Source organism: Psychrobacillus sp. FSL W7-1457 (assembly GCF_038593405.1).
Taxonomy (GTDB): domain Bacteria; phylum Bacillota; class Bacilli; order Bacillales_A; family Planococcaceae; genus Psychrobacillus.
On the sequence record NZ_CP151993.1, the window covers coordinates 1183778 to 1201775 of the forward strand.

The 17998-nt window shown below is 36.8% G+C and carries 17 protein-coding genes and 1 tRNA gene; 10 read left to right on the forward strand and 8 right to left on the reverse strand.

The window, feature by feature from the left end:
* The first annotated feature begins 1 nt into the window (after nt 1).
* From NSQ95_RS05485 to NSQ95_RS05510, 6 genes are read left to right on the forward strand one after another with little or no spacing between them, the layout of a single operon-like run.
* Complete coding sequence (locus NSQ95_RS05485) at nt 2-850, forward strand: ABC transporter permease (protein ID WP_340884463.1); 849 nt, start codon at nt 2-4, stop codon at nt 848-850.
* Nucleotides 851-862: 12 nt separating this feature from the next.
* Nucleotides 863-2296: a hypothetical protein gene (locus NSQ95_RS05490; protein WP_342560453.1), complete on the forward strand. Its 1434-nt coding sequence runs from the start codon at nt 863-865 to the stop codon at nt 2294-2296.
* 11 nt (nt 2297-2307) lie between these two features.
* Complete coding sequence (locus tag NSQ95_RS05495) at nt 2308-3300, forward strand: MoxR family ATPase (protein ID WP_342560454.1); 993 nt, start codon at nt 2308-2310, stop codon at nt 3298-3300.
* Complete coding sequence (locus NSQ95_RS05500; RefSeq protein WP_342560455.1) at nt 3297-4172, forward strand: DUF58 domain-containing protein; 876 nt, start codon at nt 3297-3299, stop codon at nt 4170-4172. The genes NSQ95_RS05495 and NSQ95_RS05500 overlap by 4 nt, the downstream gene beginning before the upstream one ends.
* Nucleotides 4173-4183: 11 nt before the next feature.
* The gene (locus tag NSQ95_RS05505; RefSeq protein WP_342560456.1) at nt 4184-5944 is read left to right on the forward strand and encodes a BatA and WFA domain-containing protein; all 1761 of its coding nucleotides are present in this window, start codon (nt 4184-4186) and stop codon (nt 5942-5944) included.
* Nucleotides 5928-8525, forward strand: coding sequence for a VWA domain-containing protein (locus NSQ95_RS05510; protein WP_342560457.1), 2598 nt, complete (start codon nt 5928-5930; stop codon nt 8523-8525). The genes NSQ95_RS05505 and NSQ95_RS05510 overlap by 17 nt, the downstream gene beginning before the upstream one ends.
* A gap of 47 nt (nt 8526-8572) precedes the next feature.
* Here NSQ95_RS05510 and NSQ95_RS05515 read toward each other — a convergent pair whose 3' ends face one another.
* Nucleotides 8573-9760 (reverse strand): MFS transporter, encoded by a 1188-nt coding sequence (locus NSQ95_RS05515; protein WP_340884450.1) that lies wholly within the window; start codon nt 9758-9760, stop codon nt 8573-8575.
* 376 nt (nt 9761-10136) lie between these two features.
* Between NSQ95_RS05515 and NSQ95_RS05520 the strand changes: the two genes are divergently transcribed.
* The gene (locus NSQ95_RS05520; RefSeq protein WP_342560458.1) at nt 10137-10622 is read left to right on the forward strand and encodes a hypothetical protein; all 486 of its coding nucleotides are present in this window, start codon (nt 10137-10139) and stop codon (nt 10620-10622) included.
* A gap of 202 nt (nt 10623-10824) precedes the next feature.
* On the opposite strand, the gene NSQ95_RS05525 is transcribed toward NSQ95_RS05520, so the two are convergent.
* Genes NSQ95_RS05525 through NSQ95_RS05545 form a run of 5 tightly spaced genes read right to left on the reverse strand, consistent with a single transcriptional unit; the run spans nt 10825 to nt 15163 of the window.
* The gene (locus tag NSQ95_RS05525; RefSeq protein ID WP_342560459.1) at nt 10825-11898 is read right to left on the reverse strand and encodes an ABC transporter substrate-binding protein; all 1074 of its coding nucleotides are present in this window, start codon (nt 11896-11898) and stop codon (nt 10825-10827) included.
* A complete protein-coding gene (locus NSQ95_RS05530; RefSeq protein WP_169358913.1) occupies nt 11895-12701 on the reverse strand; it encodes an ABC transporter permease in 807 nt (268 codons plus the stop codon). Before NSQ95_RS05530 ends, NSQ95_RS05525 begins: the two co-directional genes overlap by 4 nt.
* Nucleotides 12685-13509, reverse strand: a complete 825-nt coding sequence (locus tag NSQ95_RS05535; RefSeq protein ID WP_169358914.1) for an ABC transporter permease — start codon at nt 13507-13509, stop codon at nt 12685-12687. The genes NSQ95_RS05530 and NSQ95_RS05535 overlap by 17 nt, the downstream gene beginning before the upstream one ends.
* On the reverse strand, nt 13499-14605 hold the full coding sequence (locus tag NSQ95_RS05540) for an ABC transporter ATP-binding protein (RefSeq protein ID WP_340884439.1): 1107 nt from the start codon (nt 14603-14605) through the stop codon (nt 13499-13501). Before NSQ95_RS05540 ends, NSQ95_RS05535 begins: the two co-directional genes overlap by 11 nt.
* A 15-nt stretch (nt 14606-14620) precedes the next feature.
* The gene (locus tag NSQ95_RS05545; RefSeq protein WP_169358916.1) at nt 14621-15163 is read right to left on the reverse strand and encodes an XRE family transcriptional regulator; all 543 of its coding nucleotides are present in this window, start codon (nt 15161-15163) and stop codon (nt 14621-14623) included.
* 190 nt (nt 15164-15353) lie between these two features.
* On the opposite strand from NSQ95_RS05545, the gene NSQ95_RS05550 reads away from it, so the two are divergent.
* From NSQ95_RS05550 to NSQ95_RS05560, 3 genes are all read left to right on the forward strand, one after another.
* Nucleotides 15354-15797: a TlpA disulfide reductase family protein gene (locus NSQ95_RS05550; protein WP_340884433.1), complete on the forward strand. Its 444-nt coding sequence runs from the start codon at nt 15354-15356 to the stop codon at nt 15795-15797.
* A 102-nt stretch (nt 15798-15899) separates the two neighbouring features.
* Complete coding sequence (locus NSQ95_RS05555; protein ID WP_169358918.1) at nt 15900-16559, forward strand: TrkA family potassium uptake protein; 660 nt, start codon at nt 15900-15902, stop codon at nt 16557-16559.
* A 206-nt stretch (nt 16560-16765) separates the two neighbouring features.
* A tRNA-Ala gene (locus tag NSQ95_RS05560) sits at nt 16766-16838 on the forward strand.
* Between the two features lie 319 nt (nt 16839-17157).
* On the opposite strand, the gene NSQ95_RS05565 is transcribed toward NSQ95_RS05560, so the two are convergent.
* Together NSQ95_RS05565 and NSQ95_RS05570 are read right to left on the reverse strand one after the other, a co-directional pair.
* Nucleotides 17158-17385 (reverse strand): hypothetical protein, encoded by a 228-nt coding sequence (locus NSQ95_RS05565; protein WP_340884428.1) that lies wholly within the window; start codon nt 17383-17385, stop codon nt 17158-17160.
* A 4-nt stretch (nt 17386-17389) separates the two neighbouring features.
* Nucleotides 17390-17959 carry a hypothetical protein gene (locus tag NSQ95_RS05570; protein WP_340884426.1) on the reverse strand — a complete coding sequence of 190 codons (570 nt, stop codon included), beginning with the start codon at nt 17957-17959 and terminating at the stop codon, nt 17390-17392.
* Between the last annotated feature and the right edge of the window lie 39 nt (nt 17960-17998).

Consider the following 17998-nt stretch of genomic DNA (forward strand, 5'->3'; position numbering starts at 1 on the left):
GTTGAAACAAGCTTTAAATAATCCAGTACTTATCAAAGAGATAAAACTTCGCTTTCGCTCTCTGAAAAGCTTCACAGGTATTTTGTTTTATCTTATTGCCATGTCTATTTTTGTGTTTGGTTTTATACTATTAACAACATCTTTTACAGGCACAGGATATTTTAGACCAGAAGAAAGCTTCTTTATGTTTGTGATGCTTACCTATATTCAGCTCGGTCTTATTCTTTTCATCACACCTGGTCTAACAGCTGGAGCAATTAGCTCAGAGCGTGAGAAACAAACCTTGAATATATTGTTAACAACGTCTCAAACTTCTTTTCAAATTATTATAGGAAAGCTTTCTTCATCCATTGCTTTCTTATTGTTATTGTTAGTGGCAGGCTTACCTGTATATAGCTTTGTGTTCCTTTTTGGTGGGGTATCACCAGGACAGCTTGGGCTAATCTTTTTATTCTTTTTCTTAACCATGATGGCAATTGGCGGTATAGGCATTATGTATTCCACAATTATTAGGAAGACGATTGTTTCTATGATTGCTACCTACGGGACAATGATTTTTTTAGCTGGGGTAACTGGATTTATTTATCTAGTCCTTACTGGTATGAACAGTATGGCTACGGGAGCACTTGCAACTACTCCTCAGCCAATAGCTCATTTTTTTGCAACGATTAATCCGGTTGTCCTTATGTTAAATTTAACAATGTCCAGTTCGGAGAGCTTTATCGGCCAAACAACGAATATAGATTTTCCGATATGGGCGGGATATGCTATTTTTTACGTTTTACTAACGGTTCTAACAATCTTTATAGCAGTCAAAAAGTTACGAGTTAATATGAAAAAATCTAAGTGAGGAGGATTGTAAATGGAGGACAGAAACAGATTGATTCAGTGGATTAAAAAAGCTAGATATAGCCTAGCAATTGAGCACTATTTTAAAATGCTCCAAGGAGCACTATTTTACGCATTTCTTTCTGTTGCTGTGATTTTACTAATTTCTCGCTTATTTGTCTTACCATATTACACAATTTATGCCTGGTCATTAGCCATTATTGTTTTTGTCACTTTATTAGGATGGGCATTTTGGAAAAGGCCGAAGAAAGAAATTGCTCTTCAACAGTTAGATGCATATTTCCCAGATAATGTTCTAATGACTGCCGTGTCATTTATGCACAATAAAAACCCCCTCGCTCAAGGTATTTTGCGCAAAGCTGAAACTAGTGGGGGAGCAGCTTTTGAGGCATTTAAAAAAAGAAAAAAGAATTATTTTGAAGTAAAATGGATGGTCGGGTTTGTAATCTCATGTGCAGCGATTCTTTTGTTATACACCTTTCCAGCGATTACTCAATTAGAGGCAAAAGATATTGAACAAGAAAAACAAATAATAAGTGAAATAAAGAAGGAAGTAGAGAAACTAGAGAAAAAAGATTTATCTAAAGCAGTAAAAAAAGATTTAGAGGAATTAAGGGAATCATTGAAGGATACAGAACTTGCTGAAGAAGCATTGAGAGAGCTTATAAAAAAACAAAAGGAGCTTGCTCTTAAGGAACAAAAATTAGAGGAAAAGAAAGATATGGCTAACTCAGATGGATCAGAGGGCTCCGCATTGAATGAGGAAGAGCTAAAAGAGCTTGCTTCCTTAAAGGAGTCTAATAGCGCATTGGCAAAAAGTTCAGCATCTGCTCACTCTACTCTAAGTAAAATGGGGAAAAAGCTTCCATTTTCCTCGAACAATATAGCTCAAGGTAATACAAATTCAAATAATAACAGTAACAGTAACAGTAACAACAACCAGCAAGGCCAAGGACAGCAAGGCCAAGGACAGCAAGGCCAAGGACAACAAGGCCAAGGACAGCAAGGTCAAGGCCAAGGACAAGGACAGGGTCAAGGACAAGGACAGGGTCAAGGCCAAGGTCAGGGTCAAGGGCAAGGACAAGGACAGGGTCAAGGCCAAGGCCAGGGTCAAGGTCAGGGTCAAGGGCAAGGACAAGGACAGGGTCAAGGTTCAGGAGGGCAAGGAGCTGGTAAGGGTTCTGGAGGAAGGGACCTCCTTTCTATTCCATCTAGAATAGGTGGTACTGGAGATACGAGTGTTGACAGTGGAAGCCTTGGCGAGGGTGACTCTTCTAGTGAAGAACCCGCAGAAGCGCCGACAACTAGAGGTACGGTTAAATCTTACGAGGAAGTCATCAATGAATACATGGACTCCTATTTAAAGAGTTCGGACAGAATGCAGTTGCCTAGTGATTTGCAGAGGATTGTTCAGGATTATTTCTCATCCGTAGAAAATAACGATTAATGGAGGAAACTATGGAGTTAACAACTGAAGACTATATCAATATGAGTAAACGTTTAGAAACGGTTCGCCAGGAAATTGGTCACTTTATTGTTGGCCAAAAAGAGGCAGTAGAATTTTCTATTTATTGTGTTTTAGCAGATGGCCATGCACTTTTAGAGGGATTGCCAGGACTTGGGAAGACTATGCTTATCCGTACAGTTTCTGAGGTACTTGACCTTTCCTTTTCACGTATTCAGTTTACCCCTGACCTCATGCCATCCGATATTACCGGGACTAGTATGATTGAACGATTAGAGAGTGGTAAACAACAATTTAGTTTTCAAAAAGGACCTATATTCAGTCAGATGGTTTTGGCAGATGAAATAAATCGTGCAACTCCTAAAACTCAAAGTGCCCTCTTAGAGGCGATGGGAGAGAAAACTGTTACGGTCCTCGGAGACACAAAGAAGATGGATCGACCATTTTTTGTATTAGCAACACAAAATCCAATTGAAATGGAAGGGACTTATCCATTGCCAGAAGCACAAATGGACCGATTTTTATGTAAGATAATTGTTTCCTATCCAACTAAAGAAGAGTTAATAGAAATTACAAAGAGAACTACGGGAAGCCAAGACATTCGTTTGAACAAAGTAATGAATGCAGAAGATCTGATTATTGCTCAACAAATGGTTAAGGAAGTATTGATTGCGGATGACATGTTAGAGTATGCAGTTGATCTTATTGCAGCTACTCACCCGGAATCTTCTGTCGTCCCAGAAGTTCAGCAATATGTTCAATATGGAAGCGGCCCTCGTGGTTTGCAAAGCCTTATTAAACTAGCAAAAGCAAGAGCCTTGGTTTCAGGACGTTATCACGTTTCGATAGCAGATATTAAAACCGTAGTAAAGCCTGTACTAAGACATCGTTTGTTGCTTAACTATGAGGGGGAAGCAGAAGGTAAAAGTACGGATGATTTAATAGAAATTATTTTACAAACAGTGAAGCAAGGACAAAGTGTATGAGTAAGGATTACTTGATCCCAAAAGATTGGGCTGGAAAACTAAGTCGATTGTCTATAGCAACCAAATCTAAACTACGTGGACAGCATAAAGGGTCTCATCGCTCCCAAAGATTCGGCGCTTCTCTAGACTTCTCTGATTTCAGGGAATACACGCCTGGAGATGATGTTCGTCAAATTGACTGGAATGTTTATGCTAGAACAGATAAGTATTTTATCAAACGTTTTTTAGATGAACAGGAAATGAGAGTACATATTCTACTAGACTCCTCAAAATCGATGGGAGAAAAAGTAAAGTGGAATTTTGCTAGGCAATTAGCAGCTTCCCTAGGTATCCTTGTACTTCAAAGAGATGATCGACTTACCTTTTCCATGGTTTCAAATGAAAAAGTTCCTCCTTTTAGAAGAAAAGGGGCAACCTACCGTAAAGCTTTTGCACAAGTAATAACCGATTTGAATCCGCCCTCCATGGCAGATTCCTTTGCTAAAAATGCAATCTCCTTTCTGCCAAAAGACAGTACTGTATTATTCCTTATTACGGATTGCTTGGAGGACATAGAGCATTTAAGAACTCTTATACAAAAACTACCTCGCTTTGCGGGTGATATACGACTGTTACAAATTGTTACGAATGATGAGTTAACCCCTTCTTTTTCTGGTGACATGCAGTTGGAGGATGTAGAAACCGCTCAACAATTAAATATATCTATGTCTTCCAGAGTAATAGATTCTTACAATGAGGAAAGAAAGCTGCATCAACTTGCTTTGGAAAAGTTATGTAGTAAATTCGGTATCAAACTAATACAGGTCAATGCAGATGAGGGCATTTCTCATGTCCTATTTCATCAATTACTAAGAGCAAATTGGGTGCAGTGAGGTGAGTACATTTGGGTTTTAGTCAATTACCATATTTATGGACAGCAATATTTCCAGTAGTTGTTCTCCTTTATTATTTCTTCCGAAAAAAATACAAGAAACAATCCGTTTCATCTACGCTTTTTTGGGAGGAAGTAATGAAAGAAACGAGAGCCTCTCCTTATTTACAGCACCTTCAAAAAAACGCCTTATTTTATCTTCAGATGTTAGCAATGATTTTACTTGTTCTTGCACTGATTCAGCCTTATTGGAAAAAAGAAGCACTTGCGGGAGAGCAGGTTATCTTTGTCTTAGATACATCCGCTAGTATGGAAGTAAATATTAATAATGCTAATTTATTTGACCTTCATAAACAAGAAATGCTTGATATGATTGAGCAGTTATCTGGTAAGCCATTCACCCTTATTACTACAGGAAATGAACCAACTGCTGTATTAAAACAAGAAACAAATATAAATCATATAAAAAATGAAATAAATAAATTAGAAGTGACATATGATGATGAGGCATTTTCCAAAACACTAGATTTTGCTCAATCTTTTTTTCAAACGAAAGATACTTCCGTTTATGTATTCACGGACATGCTTGATCGACAGACATTACCACTGCACTATGAAAATGTCAGTTGGAATGTTATTGGACAGCCAGTAGAAGTGGATAATATATCCATTAAACGTTTTGGGGCTACTAAGATGAAAAACGGAACTTCAGCATTGGTCCAAATTGACAATCAAACGAACGAAGAACAAAATGTCTCTTTAAAAGTATCAAATGGAGAGAAGGATGTTATAAAAGAAGCGGTTATTTTGCCACCTAGAGAAACGGTGACTCTTTCTTTTAATGAGTTGGAGGAGGCAAGCTTTCTTAAAGCTACTATTGATGTTTCTGATGATTATCTCCTAGATAATGAAATGGTTGTATTTATGCAAGACCAGCTTTCTAAGATTTACATAGATAGCTCGCTACATACATTGGTTCGTACAGCATTTCAATCACTAGGGATTGAAATGAGCAGTATACCATCAGAGCAGGTAAGCTTAGTAAAAGAAGAAGGTATTCTCGCTACCAATCAGTTTGGTTTGATAAATCAAATGGAAAGACCAGCCTTATTTATTGGAAGAAATGATGTGACGCCAATCGAAGTGAACGGTAATGTTCAAACTGTGGAGCACCCGTTATTTTCTTTTGCTGATTTATCGGACATTTATGTGAGCAGTGTATACCCAGGAGTAGATGGCTATTCTACAATTGCAACAGTCGATAATAAGCCCTTTATACAGGTATCACCCAAAGGCGATGTAGTCGTGCTTTCCGATATACAAATGACTGATTGGCCATTAAGTCCTTCCTTTCCATTATTTATGTGGAGCGTAAAAGAACAGCTATCCAATAGTAATCTATATTTAGGAACATTTACTCCAAATGAAAGAAAACCTCAATCATTAGGCAGTACAACGAACGAATGGGAAATATATACGATGGAGGATTCTTATTTATATTCTATTGAAAATGGAGGATCCTTTATGGCACCAAAGGAGCCCGGTGTGTATGTCATACGTTCAGGTGAAAAAGAAAAATACTTTACGGTAGCGTTATCACAAAAAGAAAAAGAAATTTCCAAAGGAGCTTCTTATTCCATTGGAGCTCAGAAAACAGATAAGCAATCCGAGAATCATGAACAATTTTCGCTAGTTCCATTTTTAATTGTTGTATTGCTCTTGTTGTTTGTTATCGAGTGGGAGGTGCAAAGACGTCGTGGATTTACGAGTTGATCAACCACTATTGCTATTAATATCACTACCTATTCTTATTTATTTTATATGGATTTGGAATAAAGACAGAAAGCACTGGAAGAAGGAAGGTCTTGTAGTGTTCTTTATTCGCTTGCTTGCTATTCTTTGTTTAATACTTGGTCTTACGAATCCTTATCTATTAATGCCGATCAAAGAGGAACAGGTAGTTTTCCTTATTGATCGTTCTGCCTCCGTTCAAGGTACGGAACAACAGGTTTCTGAGTGGATTGAAAAAAGCTTAGATGCTCAAACAGACAAGCATCTAGTTGGAGTTTATTCTTTCGCTGAAAATTTTCAGTCAGAGATAGCATTAACGAATGAGGATATAAAGCTTCCTGTATTGAGTCCAATGGATTTACCTGGTAATACAGATATAGCTAAAGCATTGCAATTATCTACTGGAATAATTGATCCCAACAAAGCTACACGAATTGTTCTCTTTACCGATGGAATTGAAACAAGTGGATCGGTGGCAGACGAACTCATGAAAATGACAGGTAGTAATGTAACTGTTGATGTGGTGGAGCTTGAGAGAATATCATCGGAGGATGTAGCGATTACTACTTTTGAGACTCCACCTGTAGCCTTTGAAGGAGAACAACAGCAGCTAAATGTGGAGTTAGAGGCTACCAAGGCAACTAATGCAGAGCTATTACTTTATCAAAACGATGAATTATTATCTAGAGAACAAGTATCCTTGGAACAGGGCTCCAATAGTTTTACATTCCGGAACACGTCTAAGGGTGAAGGTCTATTGAAATATGACGTACAGGTGATAGTTCAAGGGGATGCCCTAATCGAGAATAATAAGCTTACGAGTGTTACGAATGTAGAGAGCTCTCCAAGATTGCTGATTGTCACCAATGAGGATGCTACAACTAATATTACTCAAGTAATTGACCAAGAGGCAATTACTACAGATGTTATCTCTGCAAGTTCCTTACCATATGATTTATCAAATTATCTAGCCTATGATGCAATTATTTTTGATAATGTTCCAGGGCATCTTGTTGGAGAGCAAAAAATGAACGTCATCGAACAGGCAGTCAAAAATTTCGGTACTGGATTTATGATGGTTGGTGGACAAAATAGCTTTGGACTAGGTGGATATTTTAAAACACCTATAGAAAAGTTATTACCCGTTGAGATGGAAGTGAAGGGGAAGCAACAATTACCTTCCTTAGGACTTATTATAGTGATGGATAGGTCAGGAAGTATGGCTGGCTCTAAAATGGAGTATGCAAAAGAGGCAGCTGCTCGTTCGGTAGAAATGCTAAGAGACGATGATTATTTAGGCTTCATAGCCTTTGATGATCGACCATGGCAAATCATTGAGACAGAGCCACTTACAGACAGGGAAGACGCGGTTGAAAAGATCCTTTCTGTAGGCGCCGGGGGAGGAACTGAGATATATTCAAGCCTTGCGCAAGCATACGAGCAGTTACAACCATTGAAGCTACAACGAAAACATATCATCTTACTGACAGATGGCCAATCAAGCTCTTCTAATGACTATCAAACTTTAATAGAAGATGGAAAAGAGAACAATATAACTGTTTCCACTGTAGCGGTTGGTCAGGATGCAGATCGTGCTTTATTAGAAAGCCTTGCTGAAATGGGAGGCGGAACATTTTATGAAGTACAGGATGAATCTACCATTCCAGCGATTATGTCTACTGAAACGGCGATCATCTCCAGAACCTATATAGAGGATAATCCGTTTTATCCTACTATTTATGGAGACCCGACCTGGTCTAGTTTGTTTGTGGAAGGAGTTCCACAGATGAATGCATATATTGCAACCACTGCAAAACAAACTACAAATGTTATTGCACAAAGTGAGAAGGAAGATCCAGTTTTAGCTGAATGGATGTATGGTTTGGGAAGAACACTTGCCTTTACTTCTGATTCTACTGGTGCCTGGAGTGGTGATTTTGCTCGTTGGAATAATTGGGGAGATTTTTGGAACACAGCAGTCTCTAGAATGCTCCCATCCTATAGTGAAGTGCCATATACGATTCAAAAAGCAAGTGATGGAAGCTATACGGTAACAGACCCATCTGGAAAATCATCCTTTATAGAAGTGGCAGCGGTCAATGAAAAAGGGGAAGAGCTAGAAGTAAGTTCAGAACCATTGGCGCCTGGAAAATCACGTGTCACGGTTGAGAGCGAGCCAGGACTTGTATTTTTCCGAGTTTCCAATGAACAGGACGCTGTCTATCAAGCTGGAATATCTATTCCCTATAGTGAAGAATATAAGGTCCAACAGCCAGATGTTCAAAAACTACAGCTTATAACAAACAGAACTGGTGGAGAACTTTTAAGTGAACCAGCAGAGGCGTTTCGAGATATGGATGTCACTAGCTCCGAAAAACAGCCTATTAGACAGATGTTAATATTAATAGCGATAATCCTTTTCTTTATCGATATAACAATCAGGAGATTTGGATTTAAACAGCTAATTTTACCATTTAAGAAACCTAAAAAAGTAATTACCCCTTCCACTACAACAAAGTCAAGTAATATGGAAAAGCTAGTGAGAGAAAAGAAAAAACGATAAAACGTAAAAAAGCGCAACAGAGGCTTGTATCCTCCGTTGCGCTTTTATCATAGAATGACTGGTTTCTTCCTTTTAACCCAAACAAGTGTAATGACCCAAGTGCAAAGTAAAATTACAGCACCTACTAAAAATGGTATGTTAATATTTACGTCAAATAATATACCAGCAAGTGCAGGGCCAATCATATTGCCTAAACTCATATAAGCATTATTCATACCAGCAGCAAACCCCTGCTCATTGCCAGCAAGCTTAGAAACGATAGTATTAACAGCTGGTCTAATCAATGTAGTAGCAATCGAGAAGACTGTTGCTAAAAATAAGATAAGCCAAAAGGAGTCTACTAAAAAGAATAGAACTAATGAGACGGCTCCCACAACTAAGTTGACAAGAATAACGTTTAATTCACCAAAACGTTTAAATAAGCGATCAATGACAACTGTTTGAATAACTACTCCCACAAATCCACCTACCGTTAAAATAGCAGCTATTCTTTGCGGACTATAATCGTATTTGTGATCTACATATAAAGAAAAGGTTGCCTGGAAGTTAGCGATTCCAAAAGAAAATACAAAAATGATAAATAACATCATAAAGTAAGGTGTATAAATCGAGCTTTTCATTTGAGAAAGAATATTTTCACGTTTTTTTATAGCTGGATTTAAATCAGTTATTACATTTTTAATATCAGGCAAAATGATCAAGGATACTATTGCGGAAAGAAAAGAAACTACCGCTGCCATGTAAAATGGAAAGGATAAACTAACTCCTGCTAAAAATCCTCCAATAGCCGGCCCAATCATAAAGCCTAGTGACATGGAAGCTCCAATGAACCCCATACCTTTCCCACGTTCTTCATAACTTGTTATGTCAGCGACAAAGGCCATCGTTGCAGGTACTAAAAACGCTCCTCCAACTCCACCCATAAATCTTGCAATATAGAGCATCCATTCTTGAGTAGCTATCCCAAACCATAATTGTGAAACAGCGAAGATGATCAAGCCAATAATAATCATTTTTTTTCTTCCATGTTTGTCAGATAGTTCACCCGCTAATGGGGAAAATATAAATTGTCCTAAGGCATAGGATGCGATAATAAAACCTAAGGCTTGCCCAGCAACTCCAAAAGTTTCTAAATAAGAAGGCATTACTGGAATAACAATTCCTATCCCTGACATTACAATAAACATATTGAACATCAGAATATATAATGCAAATTTATTTCTTTTCTCTGTCATAATGACTCCTGCTTTCTCTCGTACTATTATTCATCTATCGATAATATCATATTTTCTCATTAATACATACTTTCGTGTCCCGAAAAATTATACAATTTTTTTCAATTAGAGTACTGTGTAAAATAAATAATAATAATAATAATATAAAGCATTAATGAAATATGAGGTTTAAGCATATATAGAGGCCGCTTTCGAAGTAGGGTTAGTCCTATAATAAATCATTGTAAAAAAAAGGTTGTTTGATTATTTATGATTGTTTGTAACAGGTTCCATTCGAAGGACATTAGTGGTGGATAATTATGTTAAAATCATTTGTAAGATTGTGGATAATGTTACTGGGTAGAAAGATTATAAGTGAGAGGAGGTAGTTGTTTGTATGAGAAAAAAAATAGTAGTAATCGTTGCTATTGTTATTGTATCTATTTTTGTTTTAGTGGATCTATTCATGGAGGACTTATGGGAGAGTAATGAAAATTTATTGAAAGAAGAAGTTTTGTCTATAGAGGAATCTGTAGAAAATATAAATTTTAACGAGTTAACGCCATTTGAATGGGATGTAGCTTATGCTTTTGACCCCTATACAACAAATGACACAATCTACGAAACAGTTGGATATAAGTGGGATAAAATTAGGGAGACGATAAATGAAGGTATGAACCAAATTGTGTTTCTAAAGGATGGAAAAGTAGTTTGTTATTTATATGGGTACCCTGAGAACAATGGTTATGGTATCTATTTTACGCAAGAAAATAGAACGGAAATATCCTCTGCTTCTGTGATTAATTCGAAGGATGATTTAGTTTTTCAAGTTGTACGAAGTAATAATGTTATATATTTAGAAAACAAGGTGCGTAAAAAGTAGTTAATTTCAAAAAAAGAGGGTCAGACGTAACAATGCTCGAAATAAAATGTAGTAGTTTTCCGTTATGACGGACGCTTTCTCTGGGCACGTCTTCCATCTCCTCATCGCTTGGCTATTGCATAAAAAAGTAAAAACGCGAAATCAAGTTGCAGATTTCACGTTTTTTTTATTTATTCTAGAAGAAATAATTAAGTTGTTGAAATTAATTATCTCCCATTTTAAATTTCAAGAATAATTCATTGTAATGGCCTAGCATTTCGAGACCAAGATTTTTGTAAACTTCTAAATTATCTCTAGCTTCTTCTGTAGGATAGAAACGCTCGTCTGCGATAACCTCTTCATCCATTATTTCCATCGCTGCAGTATTAGGAGTGGAATAACCAACGTAATCTGCATTTTGAGCAGCTACCTCTGAATCTAACATGAAGTTGATGAAAGCATGTGCACCATCCACGTTTGCTGAGGTTTTAGGGATTACCATATTATCAAACCATAAATTAGAGCCTTCTTCAGGAACAGAATAGTCTAGTTCTTCATTTTCCCACATCATGTCAGCAGCTTGTCCAGACCAAGTAAGGGCTACAGCTGCTTCTTCATTTACCATCAGCTGCGTTACTTCGTCACCAATAATTGCCTTTACATTTGGAGTCAAGCCTTGAAGCTTTTCAAGAGCACTTTGAAGCTCATTTTCATCTGTAGAGTTTAAGGAATAACCTAGGCTATTTAATCCCATTCCAATGACCTCACGTGCTCCATCTACTAATAATACCTTGCCTTCCAATGAGGGATCCCACAAATTATCCCAGCTTTCAAATGTTTGCCCCTCCAATAGGGAAGGATTATATACAATTCCTACTGTTCCCCAAAAATAGGGGATAGAAAACTCATTTTTAGGATCAAAAGGTAAATCTAAAAAGTAAGGATCAATGTTTTTTAAATTTGGTAACTTGGAAGGATCGATTGGCAAGAGTAAATCATTTTCCTTCATTTTTTCAATTGCATACTCTGAAGGGACAGCTATATCATAAGAAGTCCCGCCTTGTTCAATTTTAGTCATCATTGCTTCGTTTGAATCAAATGTTTCATAAACAACTCGATATCCAGTTTCTTCTTCAAACTGGTTTATCAACTCAGGATCAATGTATTCTCCCCAGTTAAAGACAGTAACAGTATCACTACCGGCATTATTTGCATTTTTTCCTAAATAATCGTTTGTGATAAATAATACGATACATACAACTATAATGGCTACAGCTGCTCTTACAATTTCCTTCATTTACGTATCCCCATTCCTGTCAGGTTTTTACCGCCTCGCTGGCTAATGAAGTAGTAACCTACAACTAAGAACAATGTTACGATAAAAATAATACCTGAAAGTGCATTTATTGTTAAAGTAATTCCAGCTCGAGCCATGGAGTATATTTCAACAGATAGAGTACTAAAACCATTTCCTGTTACAAAAAAGGTCACTGCAAAATCATCTAAAGAATAAGTAAGTGCCATAAAGAAACCTGCGAAAATACCTGGCTTGATGAAAGGGATGATAACCCTTCTTAAAATGTCTCTTCTAGTTGCACCTAAGTCAGCTGCCGCATCGATTAATGAGCTGTTCATCTCTTGTAGCTTTGGAAGTACCATTAAAACAACAATAGGAATACTAAAAGCAATATGAGAAATAAGCACAGAGGCAAAACCTAGCTTAACGCCCACCATAGTGAATAGAATTAAAAATGACGCCCCAATGACAACGTCAGGACTTACGATTAACACGTTATTTAACGATAAAATCGAATTTCTCAAAGATTTGTTTCTAATATAAACTATTCCTAAGGAACCTAGAACTCCAATAGCCGTTGAAATTAAAGCCGATAGTAATGCGACTATAACTGTGTTTATAAGTATCATAATTAAGCGAGTATCAGAAAATACTGCTGCGTAATGCTCCCAAGTAAAGGAGTCAAATTCATTCATCGTACCGCCGCTGTTAAATGAATAGAATATCAAATAAAAAATAGGAGCATAAAGAATGACGAAAATAAGGACTAAATATATTTTTGCTGCCTTACTTGTGTTTCCCATTGGAAGTTGCCCCCTTATCTCTTTGCCCTGTAATAATCATTACGATTACCATGAAAATGATTAAGAATACAGCAATCGTTGAACCCATTCCCCAATTTTGAGTTACGAGGAATTGTTGCTCAATAGCTGTTCCTAAAGTAATTACTTTGTTACCAGCGATTAAGCGGGTAATCATAAATAGGGATAAAGAGGGAATAAATACAGCTTGAACTCCAGCCTTTACACCATTTGTTGTTAAAGGGAAGATAACCTTTCTAAAGGTTGTCCAACCAGAAGCCCCCAAATCTTTACTTGCATCAATAAGAGAAGGATTTAACTTATCAAGTGAGTTAAAGATTGGAAGAATCATAAATGGTATAAAAATATATACCGAAACGAAAATAAAACTGAAATCAGTAAATAGTATTTGTTGCTCTCCTATACCGAATACATTTAAGAAAGCATTAATTGGGCCATATAAGCCGAAAATACCAATAAAGGCATATGTTTTTAATAAGAGGTTTATCCATGATGGAATGATGATTAAAAGTAACCATAATTGCTTATGCTTTGTTTTAGTCAAAAGATAAGCTGTTGGATATGCGATTAACAATGAGAACAAAGTAATAAGGAACGCATACCAGAAAGAGCTAAGTGTTAGTTTTAAATAAACAGACGTAAAGAAATTTTGATAGTTATCTAAAGTAAAGTTTCCGCTTAAGTCGAAGAAGGAATAATAAGCGATTAATGCAATTGGAGCTATTACAAATAACAGTATCCAAGCATAGTAGGGTATTAGATAAAGTGCCCTAGCTTTTTTAGTTTCCATAAGCGTCTTCTCCGTAAGACTCTAGGCGTTTATCAAACTCTTCTTCCGTTTCATTCAGACGCATAACATGAATAGACTCAGGATCAAAATTCAAGCCAATCATTTCACCTACGGCTGCCTTTTTAGTTGAATGCACTAACCACTCATTTCCTTCTTCATCATAAGTGGAAAGTTCATAGTGAACTCCTCTAAACAATTGTGTATCTACTTTAACTTTCATTTTTCCTTTATCAATCGTTGTGATTTCTAAATCCTCTGGACGAATAACGATATCGACTTTTTCATTTGGGTTTAGACCTTGGTCTACACATTCAAATTCCTTGCCACCGATACGAACACGGAAATCAGCTACCATTGTTCCTTCGACGATATTAGACTCACCAATAAAGTCTGCAACAAAACGATTAATCGGTTCATCGTAAATATCCATAGGCGTACCACTTTGTTCAATGTTCCCAGCATTTAGGACAAATATTTCATCCGACATCGCAAGTGCTTCCTCTTGGTCGTGGGTAACAAAGATAAATGTTTTACCTAGACGTTGTTGTAGCTCACGAAGCTCGTATTGCATTTCGGATCGTAGTTTTAAGTCTAATGCTGAAAGTGGCTCATCTAGTAGTATAATTTCAGGGTCATTGACAATAGCTCTAGCAATAGCGACACGTTGTCTTTGTCCGCCAGACATCTCTGCTATCTCTCTATTTTCATAGCCGTTTAGGTTAACAAATTTTAACGCCTCTAACACTCGATCCTCTATCTCTTTCTTACCAAATTTTTTAATACGTAGCCCAAATGCCACATTTTCAAATACGTTTAAGTGAGGGAACAGGGCATAATCCTGAAACACCGTATTTACTTGACGTTGGTTGGCAGGCACGTTATTAATAAGTTTTCCGTTAAGATAAATACTGCCATTTGAAGGCTGCATGAAACCAGCTATTAAGCGAAGGATAGTTGTTTTCCCACAACCAGATGGGCCTAACAATGTATAAAACTTTCCACGCTCTAATTCAAAATTAATGTCTTTAAGAACTGTTGTGTCCTCATCATAAAATTTAGTAACATTTTCAAAGCGAATAATAGGTGTCTCTGACATAATAACCCTCCATTTTCATAAATAAGAATTCGTGACGACATAAATAACCTTGGAGATATCATCTGATGCATTTTTCAAAAGATGATGATCTGCCGCTTCAAAATAGAGGGACTCTCCAGCCGAAGCAAAGTAGTGTTGTTTGCCAAGTTGTAACTCGACGCGACCTTGTAAAACGTATATAAAAGTTTGAGATAAGGAAGGTTCAAACTCTTTAAACTGACCGCCTTTATCAAAAGTGATCAATACTGGCTCCATATCGTTTTCATTGGATTCAGAAATAAGCCAGTGAAGCTTGTACTTTTTTTCTTCATCTATGTAAACAGTTTGCTCCTCTTCTTGGAAAACCACCTTAGTTCTACTATGTTCATCATCAAAGAAATCCTTAGGCTTACAACCTAAAACATTTAAAATAGAAAAAAGTGTCTCAATGGAAGGAGAATTTAGGTCTCTTTCCAGCTGGGATATGAAACCCTTGCTTAAGTCCGTTCTCTCGCCTAGTTCTTCCTGTGTTAGACCTTTTTTCAGTCTTAACTGTTTAATTTTTCTACCAATTTGCATGTAATTACGCTCCTTCTCTTTTGTAAAATAAAGAGCTTTTCCATAAAACAAAGTTTATTTTAACATAACTTTAAGTTTACTTTAACAACTTTTTAAAGATAATACAAAAAAAAAATTTTCCAACTATTAGATGCAACTATCTCTTAGTTGCATAGACTGAATATGGATGAAGGATAAAGGAGAGATATGGATGAATTTGAGAGAGGAGTTACCGGAGTTTCCTATTACAACTAAATGGTTAAACGGCTCATGGACAAAGGGACAGTTATTAGGTACAAAGCCTTTGCTTGTCTATTTTTGGTCTGTTAGCTGTGATGCCTGTAAGGTTGCTCCACCATTAATAAATAAATGGAAAGAGAAGTATGAAAATCAGTTTAATGTCATTGCTGTTCATATGCCTAGGTCTCCTGAAGATGCGAGTAAAAGCTTAGTGAAATCAACAGCTTCTGCAGCAGGAATTTTCGACTCTATTTGTCTAGATCATGATTTGGTGCTATCTGAAATGTTCCAGTGTAAGCTTGTACCAAATTTTTATTTGTTTGATAAAAAAGGCCGACTGCGACACAGGCAGGCTGGCGAGAGAGGGCTGCAAATGTTAGAAAAGCGACTTGTCCTCTTGGTAAAAGAGATTTAAATTTTTATAAAAAGCATGGGTTTAAAAAATGATGGAAATCTAGATAGCAGTAGAACCACTGTTGTGTTAAACTAATGGCAATTAGTTCTAGGAGGCGCAGCTATGCAGAAGGAATTTGTTGTTATTGGTTTAGGACGTTTTGGTGGAAGTATCGTTAAAGAGTTAATGGAGCAAGGCGCCGATGTTATGGCCATTGATAAGGTACAAGAAAGAGTTGATGAATTTGCCTCCATAGCAACCCAAGCAGTGATTGCGGATACGACAGACGAAGCAGTCTTAAAATCGCTTGGGATTAGAAACTTCGAACACGTTATTGTTGCAATAGGAGACGATATTCAGTCTAGTATTCTTACAACGCTTATGCTAAAAGAAATAGGTGTAAAGAAGATTACAGTAAAAGCTCAAAATGATTATCATGAGAAGGTGTTGCGTAAAATTGGAGCCGACCAAGTAGTCCATCCGGAGCGGGACATGGGGATACGAATTGCTCATAACATCCTGTCCAACAATGTTTTGGATTATTTGGAGCTTTCCGACGAGCATTCTATTATGGAAATCAAAGTAAATGAAAAAATTGCTGGCTTCTCTATAGTAGACTTGGATATTCGAGCTAGATATGGCATCAATATAGTTGCCGTAAAGAGGGGAAAAGAAATTATAGTATCTCCACAGGCACAAGATAAGATGCAGCTGAATGACGTTCTCATCATCATTGGAGCAGATGTGGATATCAATCGTTTCGAAAAGAAGGTTCTTTCTTAAATAAACGAAGTGTTCATTCTGTCCAAAAGTTAGTTGGCAGTTTTTTGCTGGATGAGCGATAAGCTATCAGCCTATCCATCTCGGGAAATTTTATTAGACTCGTTCATCCAGCTAGATTTAAGGACATCAATTCATAACCTGCAATCTCCCAAAAAGGGGTTGCTTTCCTATTTTCTTCCCTTACAATATTATTAGATAATTAAAACGGGGTATTAGCTCAGTTGGGAGAGCACAACACTGGCAGTGTTGGGGTCAGGGGTTCAAGTCCCCTATGTTCCATCCTCTAGAAACCTTGATATAAAGCGATTCTTTGCTAATGCAAAGAGTTGTTTTTTTATTTTTTTCTAGTCCAGTGTGACCGATTCCGAACTTCGTCTTTTTCTTCTGTATACATCTTACCAAAAGTGATGCTGGCAACTCAATCATCATCCTGATTAATCTGAGTATAAATATTTAAAGCAGTTTTAATAGCTCTATGTCCAAGTCGTTTTTGTATAATCTTCATATTAACTCCCTCACTAAATATGTAAGAGGCAGAGGAGTGCCTAAGACCATGAAATGAAACAGGGCGAAGGTTCTCCCTTTTAATAAATCTATTTCAAAACTGGGTAACAGAATCAGGTCGATAAGGCTTACCGTATTCATTAGAAAATAGCAGCAACACCTCTTTTCCTTCTTCATCTTTAAACCCTTCCAATAAGTTATCCATTTCATCTTGTAACTTTATTTTAAATTGATAATAGTAATATAGCTTGTCCATTAAATATTTAGGATAAGTTACATAACAATCCTCAACTGTCTTGGTCGACTTAAGACGAAATCCCATCTTCTTAGATAACTGTAAGTCTTTTTACATGTATCTGATTAGTATCCCAATAAATTACTTCTGGAGTGATGGCTAATACTTCGCCTCTTCTAAGACCACTAAACAAAGCTAAGGCAGATATGAGGTATTGATGTTCTAGTGAATTTTCCATTACTTTTAATAAGGTAGGTATTTCGTTCTTATCAAAAAATTTATTTGTTTCAACTTTCATTTTTTTACTTTTTGGTTTGCTAACTCCATGCATTGGATTGTTGCGTTCATCGATAATTTTCCAAAGAACCGCATGCTTAAATATTGACTTCAATAGTTTACATTTCTTTTCTAAATTTGCACTTTGTTCCTTTTCCCGGGTGAAAAATTGTACAATTTGAAATGTGGTAATCTCCTTTATTCGTTTTTGTTTTTTCCAAAGTGTTTTATTAAACTGTTCAGGCATAAGAATAGGTTTCAGCAGTAATGCTTCTAATTCAACATCTGCAAAGTTTTTATTCCATCTTATTGCGAAGTCCCCAAAAGAAGGATTGTCATTATCTAAATGCAAGCTTTCTTTTACTTCATGTTCAAATATCCTCAATAACTCTGCAGCATGAGGAAGCAGAGGCAGAGTTCCTTA

Bases quoted from the DNA above. Each gene is read 5' to 3' on its own strand.
- NSQ95_RS05555 (WP_169358918.1), top strand. From the start codon at position 15,900: ATGCAGAAGGAATTTGTTGTTATTGGTTTAGGACGTTTTGGTGGAAGT.
- NSQ95_RS05545 (WP_169358916.1), bottom strand. From the start codon at position 15,163: ATGCAAATTGGTAGAAAAATTAAACAGTTAAGACTGAAAAAAGGTCTA.
- NSQ95_RS05550 (WP_340884433.1), top strand. From the start codon at position 15,354: ATGAATTTGAGAGAGGAGTTACCGGAGTTTCCTATTACAACTAAATGG.
- NSQ95_RS05490 (WP_342560453.1), top strand. From the start codon at position 863: ATGGAGGACAGAAACAGATTGATTCAGTGGATTAAAAAAGCTAGATAT.
- NSQ95_RS05525 (WP_342560459.1), bottom strand. From the start codon at position 11,898: ATGAAGGAAATTGTAAGAGCAGCTGTAGCCATTATAGTTGTATGTATC.
- NSQ95_RS05540 (WP_340884439.1), bottom strand. From the start codon at position 14,605: ATGTCAGAGACACCTATTATTCGCTTTGAAAATGTTACTAAATTTTAT.
- NSQ95_RS05515 (WP_340884450.1), bottom strand. From the start codon at position 9,760: ATGACAGAGAAAAGAAATAAATTTGCATTATATATTCTGATGTTCAAT.
- NSQ95_RS05535 (WP_169358914.1), bottom strand. From the start codon at position 13,509: ATGGAAACTAAAAAAGCTAGGGCACTTTATCTAATACCCTACTATGCT.
- NSQ95_RS05500 (WP_342560455.1), top strand. From the start codon at position 3,297: ATGAGTAAGGATTACTTGATCCCAAAAGATTGGGCTGGAAAACTAAGT.
- NSQ95_RS05495 (WP_342560454.1), top strand. From the start codon at position 2,308: ATGGAGTTAACAACTGAAGACTATATCAATATGAGTAAACGTTTAGAA.
- NSQ95_RS05565 (WP_340884428.1), bottom strand. From the start codon at position 17,385: ATGGGATTTCGTCTTAAGTCGACCAAGACAGTTGAGGATTGTTATGTA.
- NSQ95_RS05520 (WP_342560458.1), top strand. From the start codon at position 10,137: ATGAGAAAAAAAATAGTAGTAATCGTTGCTATTGTTATTGTATCTATT.
- NSQ95_RS05530 (WP_169358913.1), bottom strand. From the start codon at position 12,701: ATGGGAAACACAAGTAAGGCAGCAAAAATATATTTAGTCCTTATTTTC.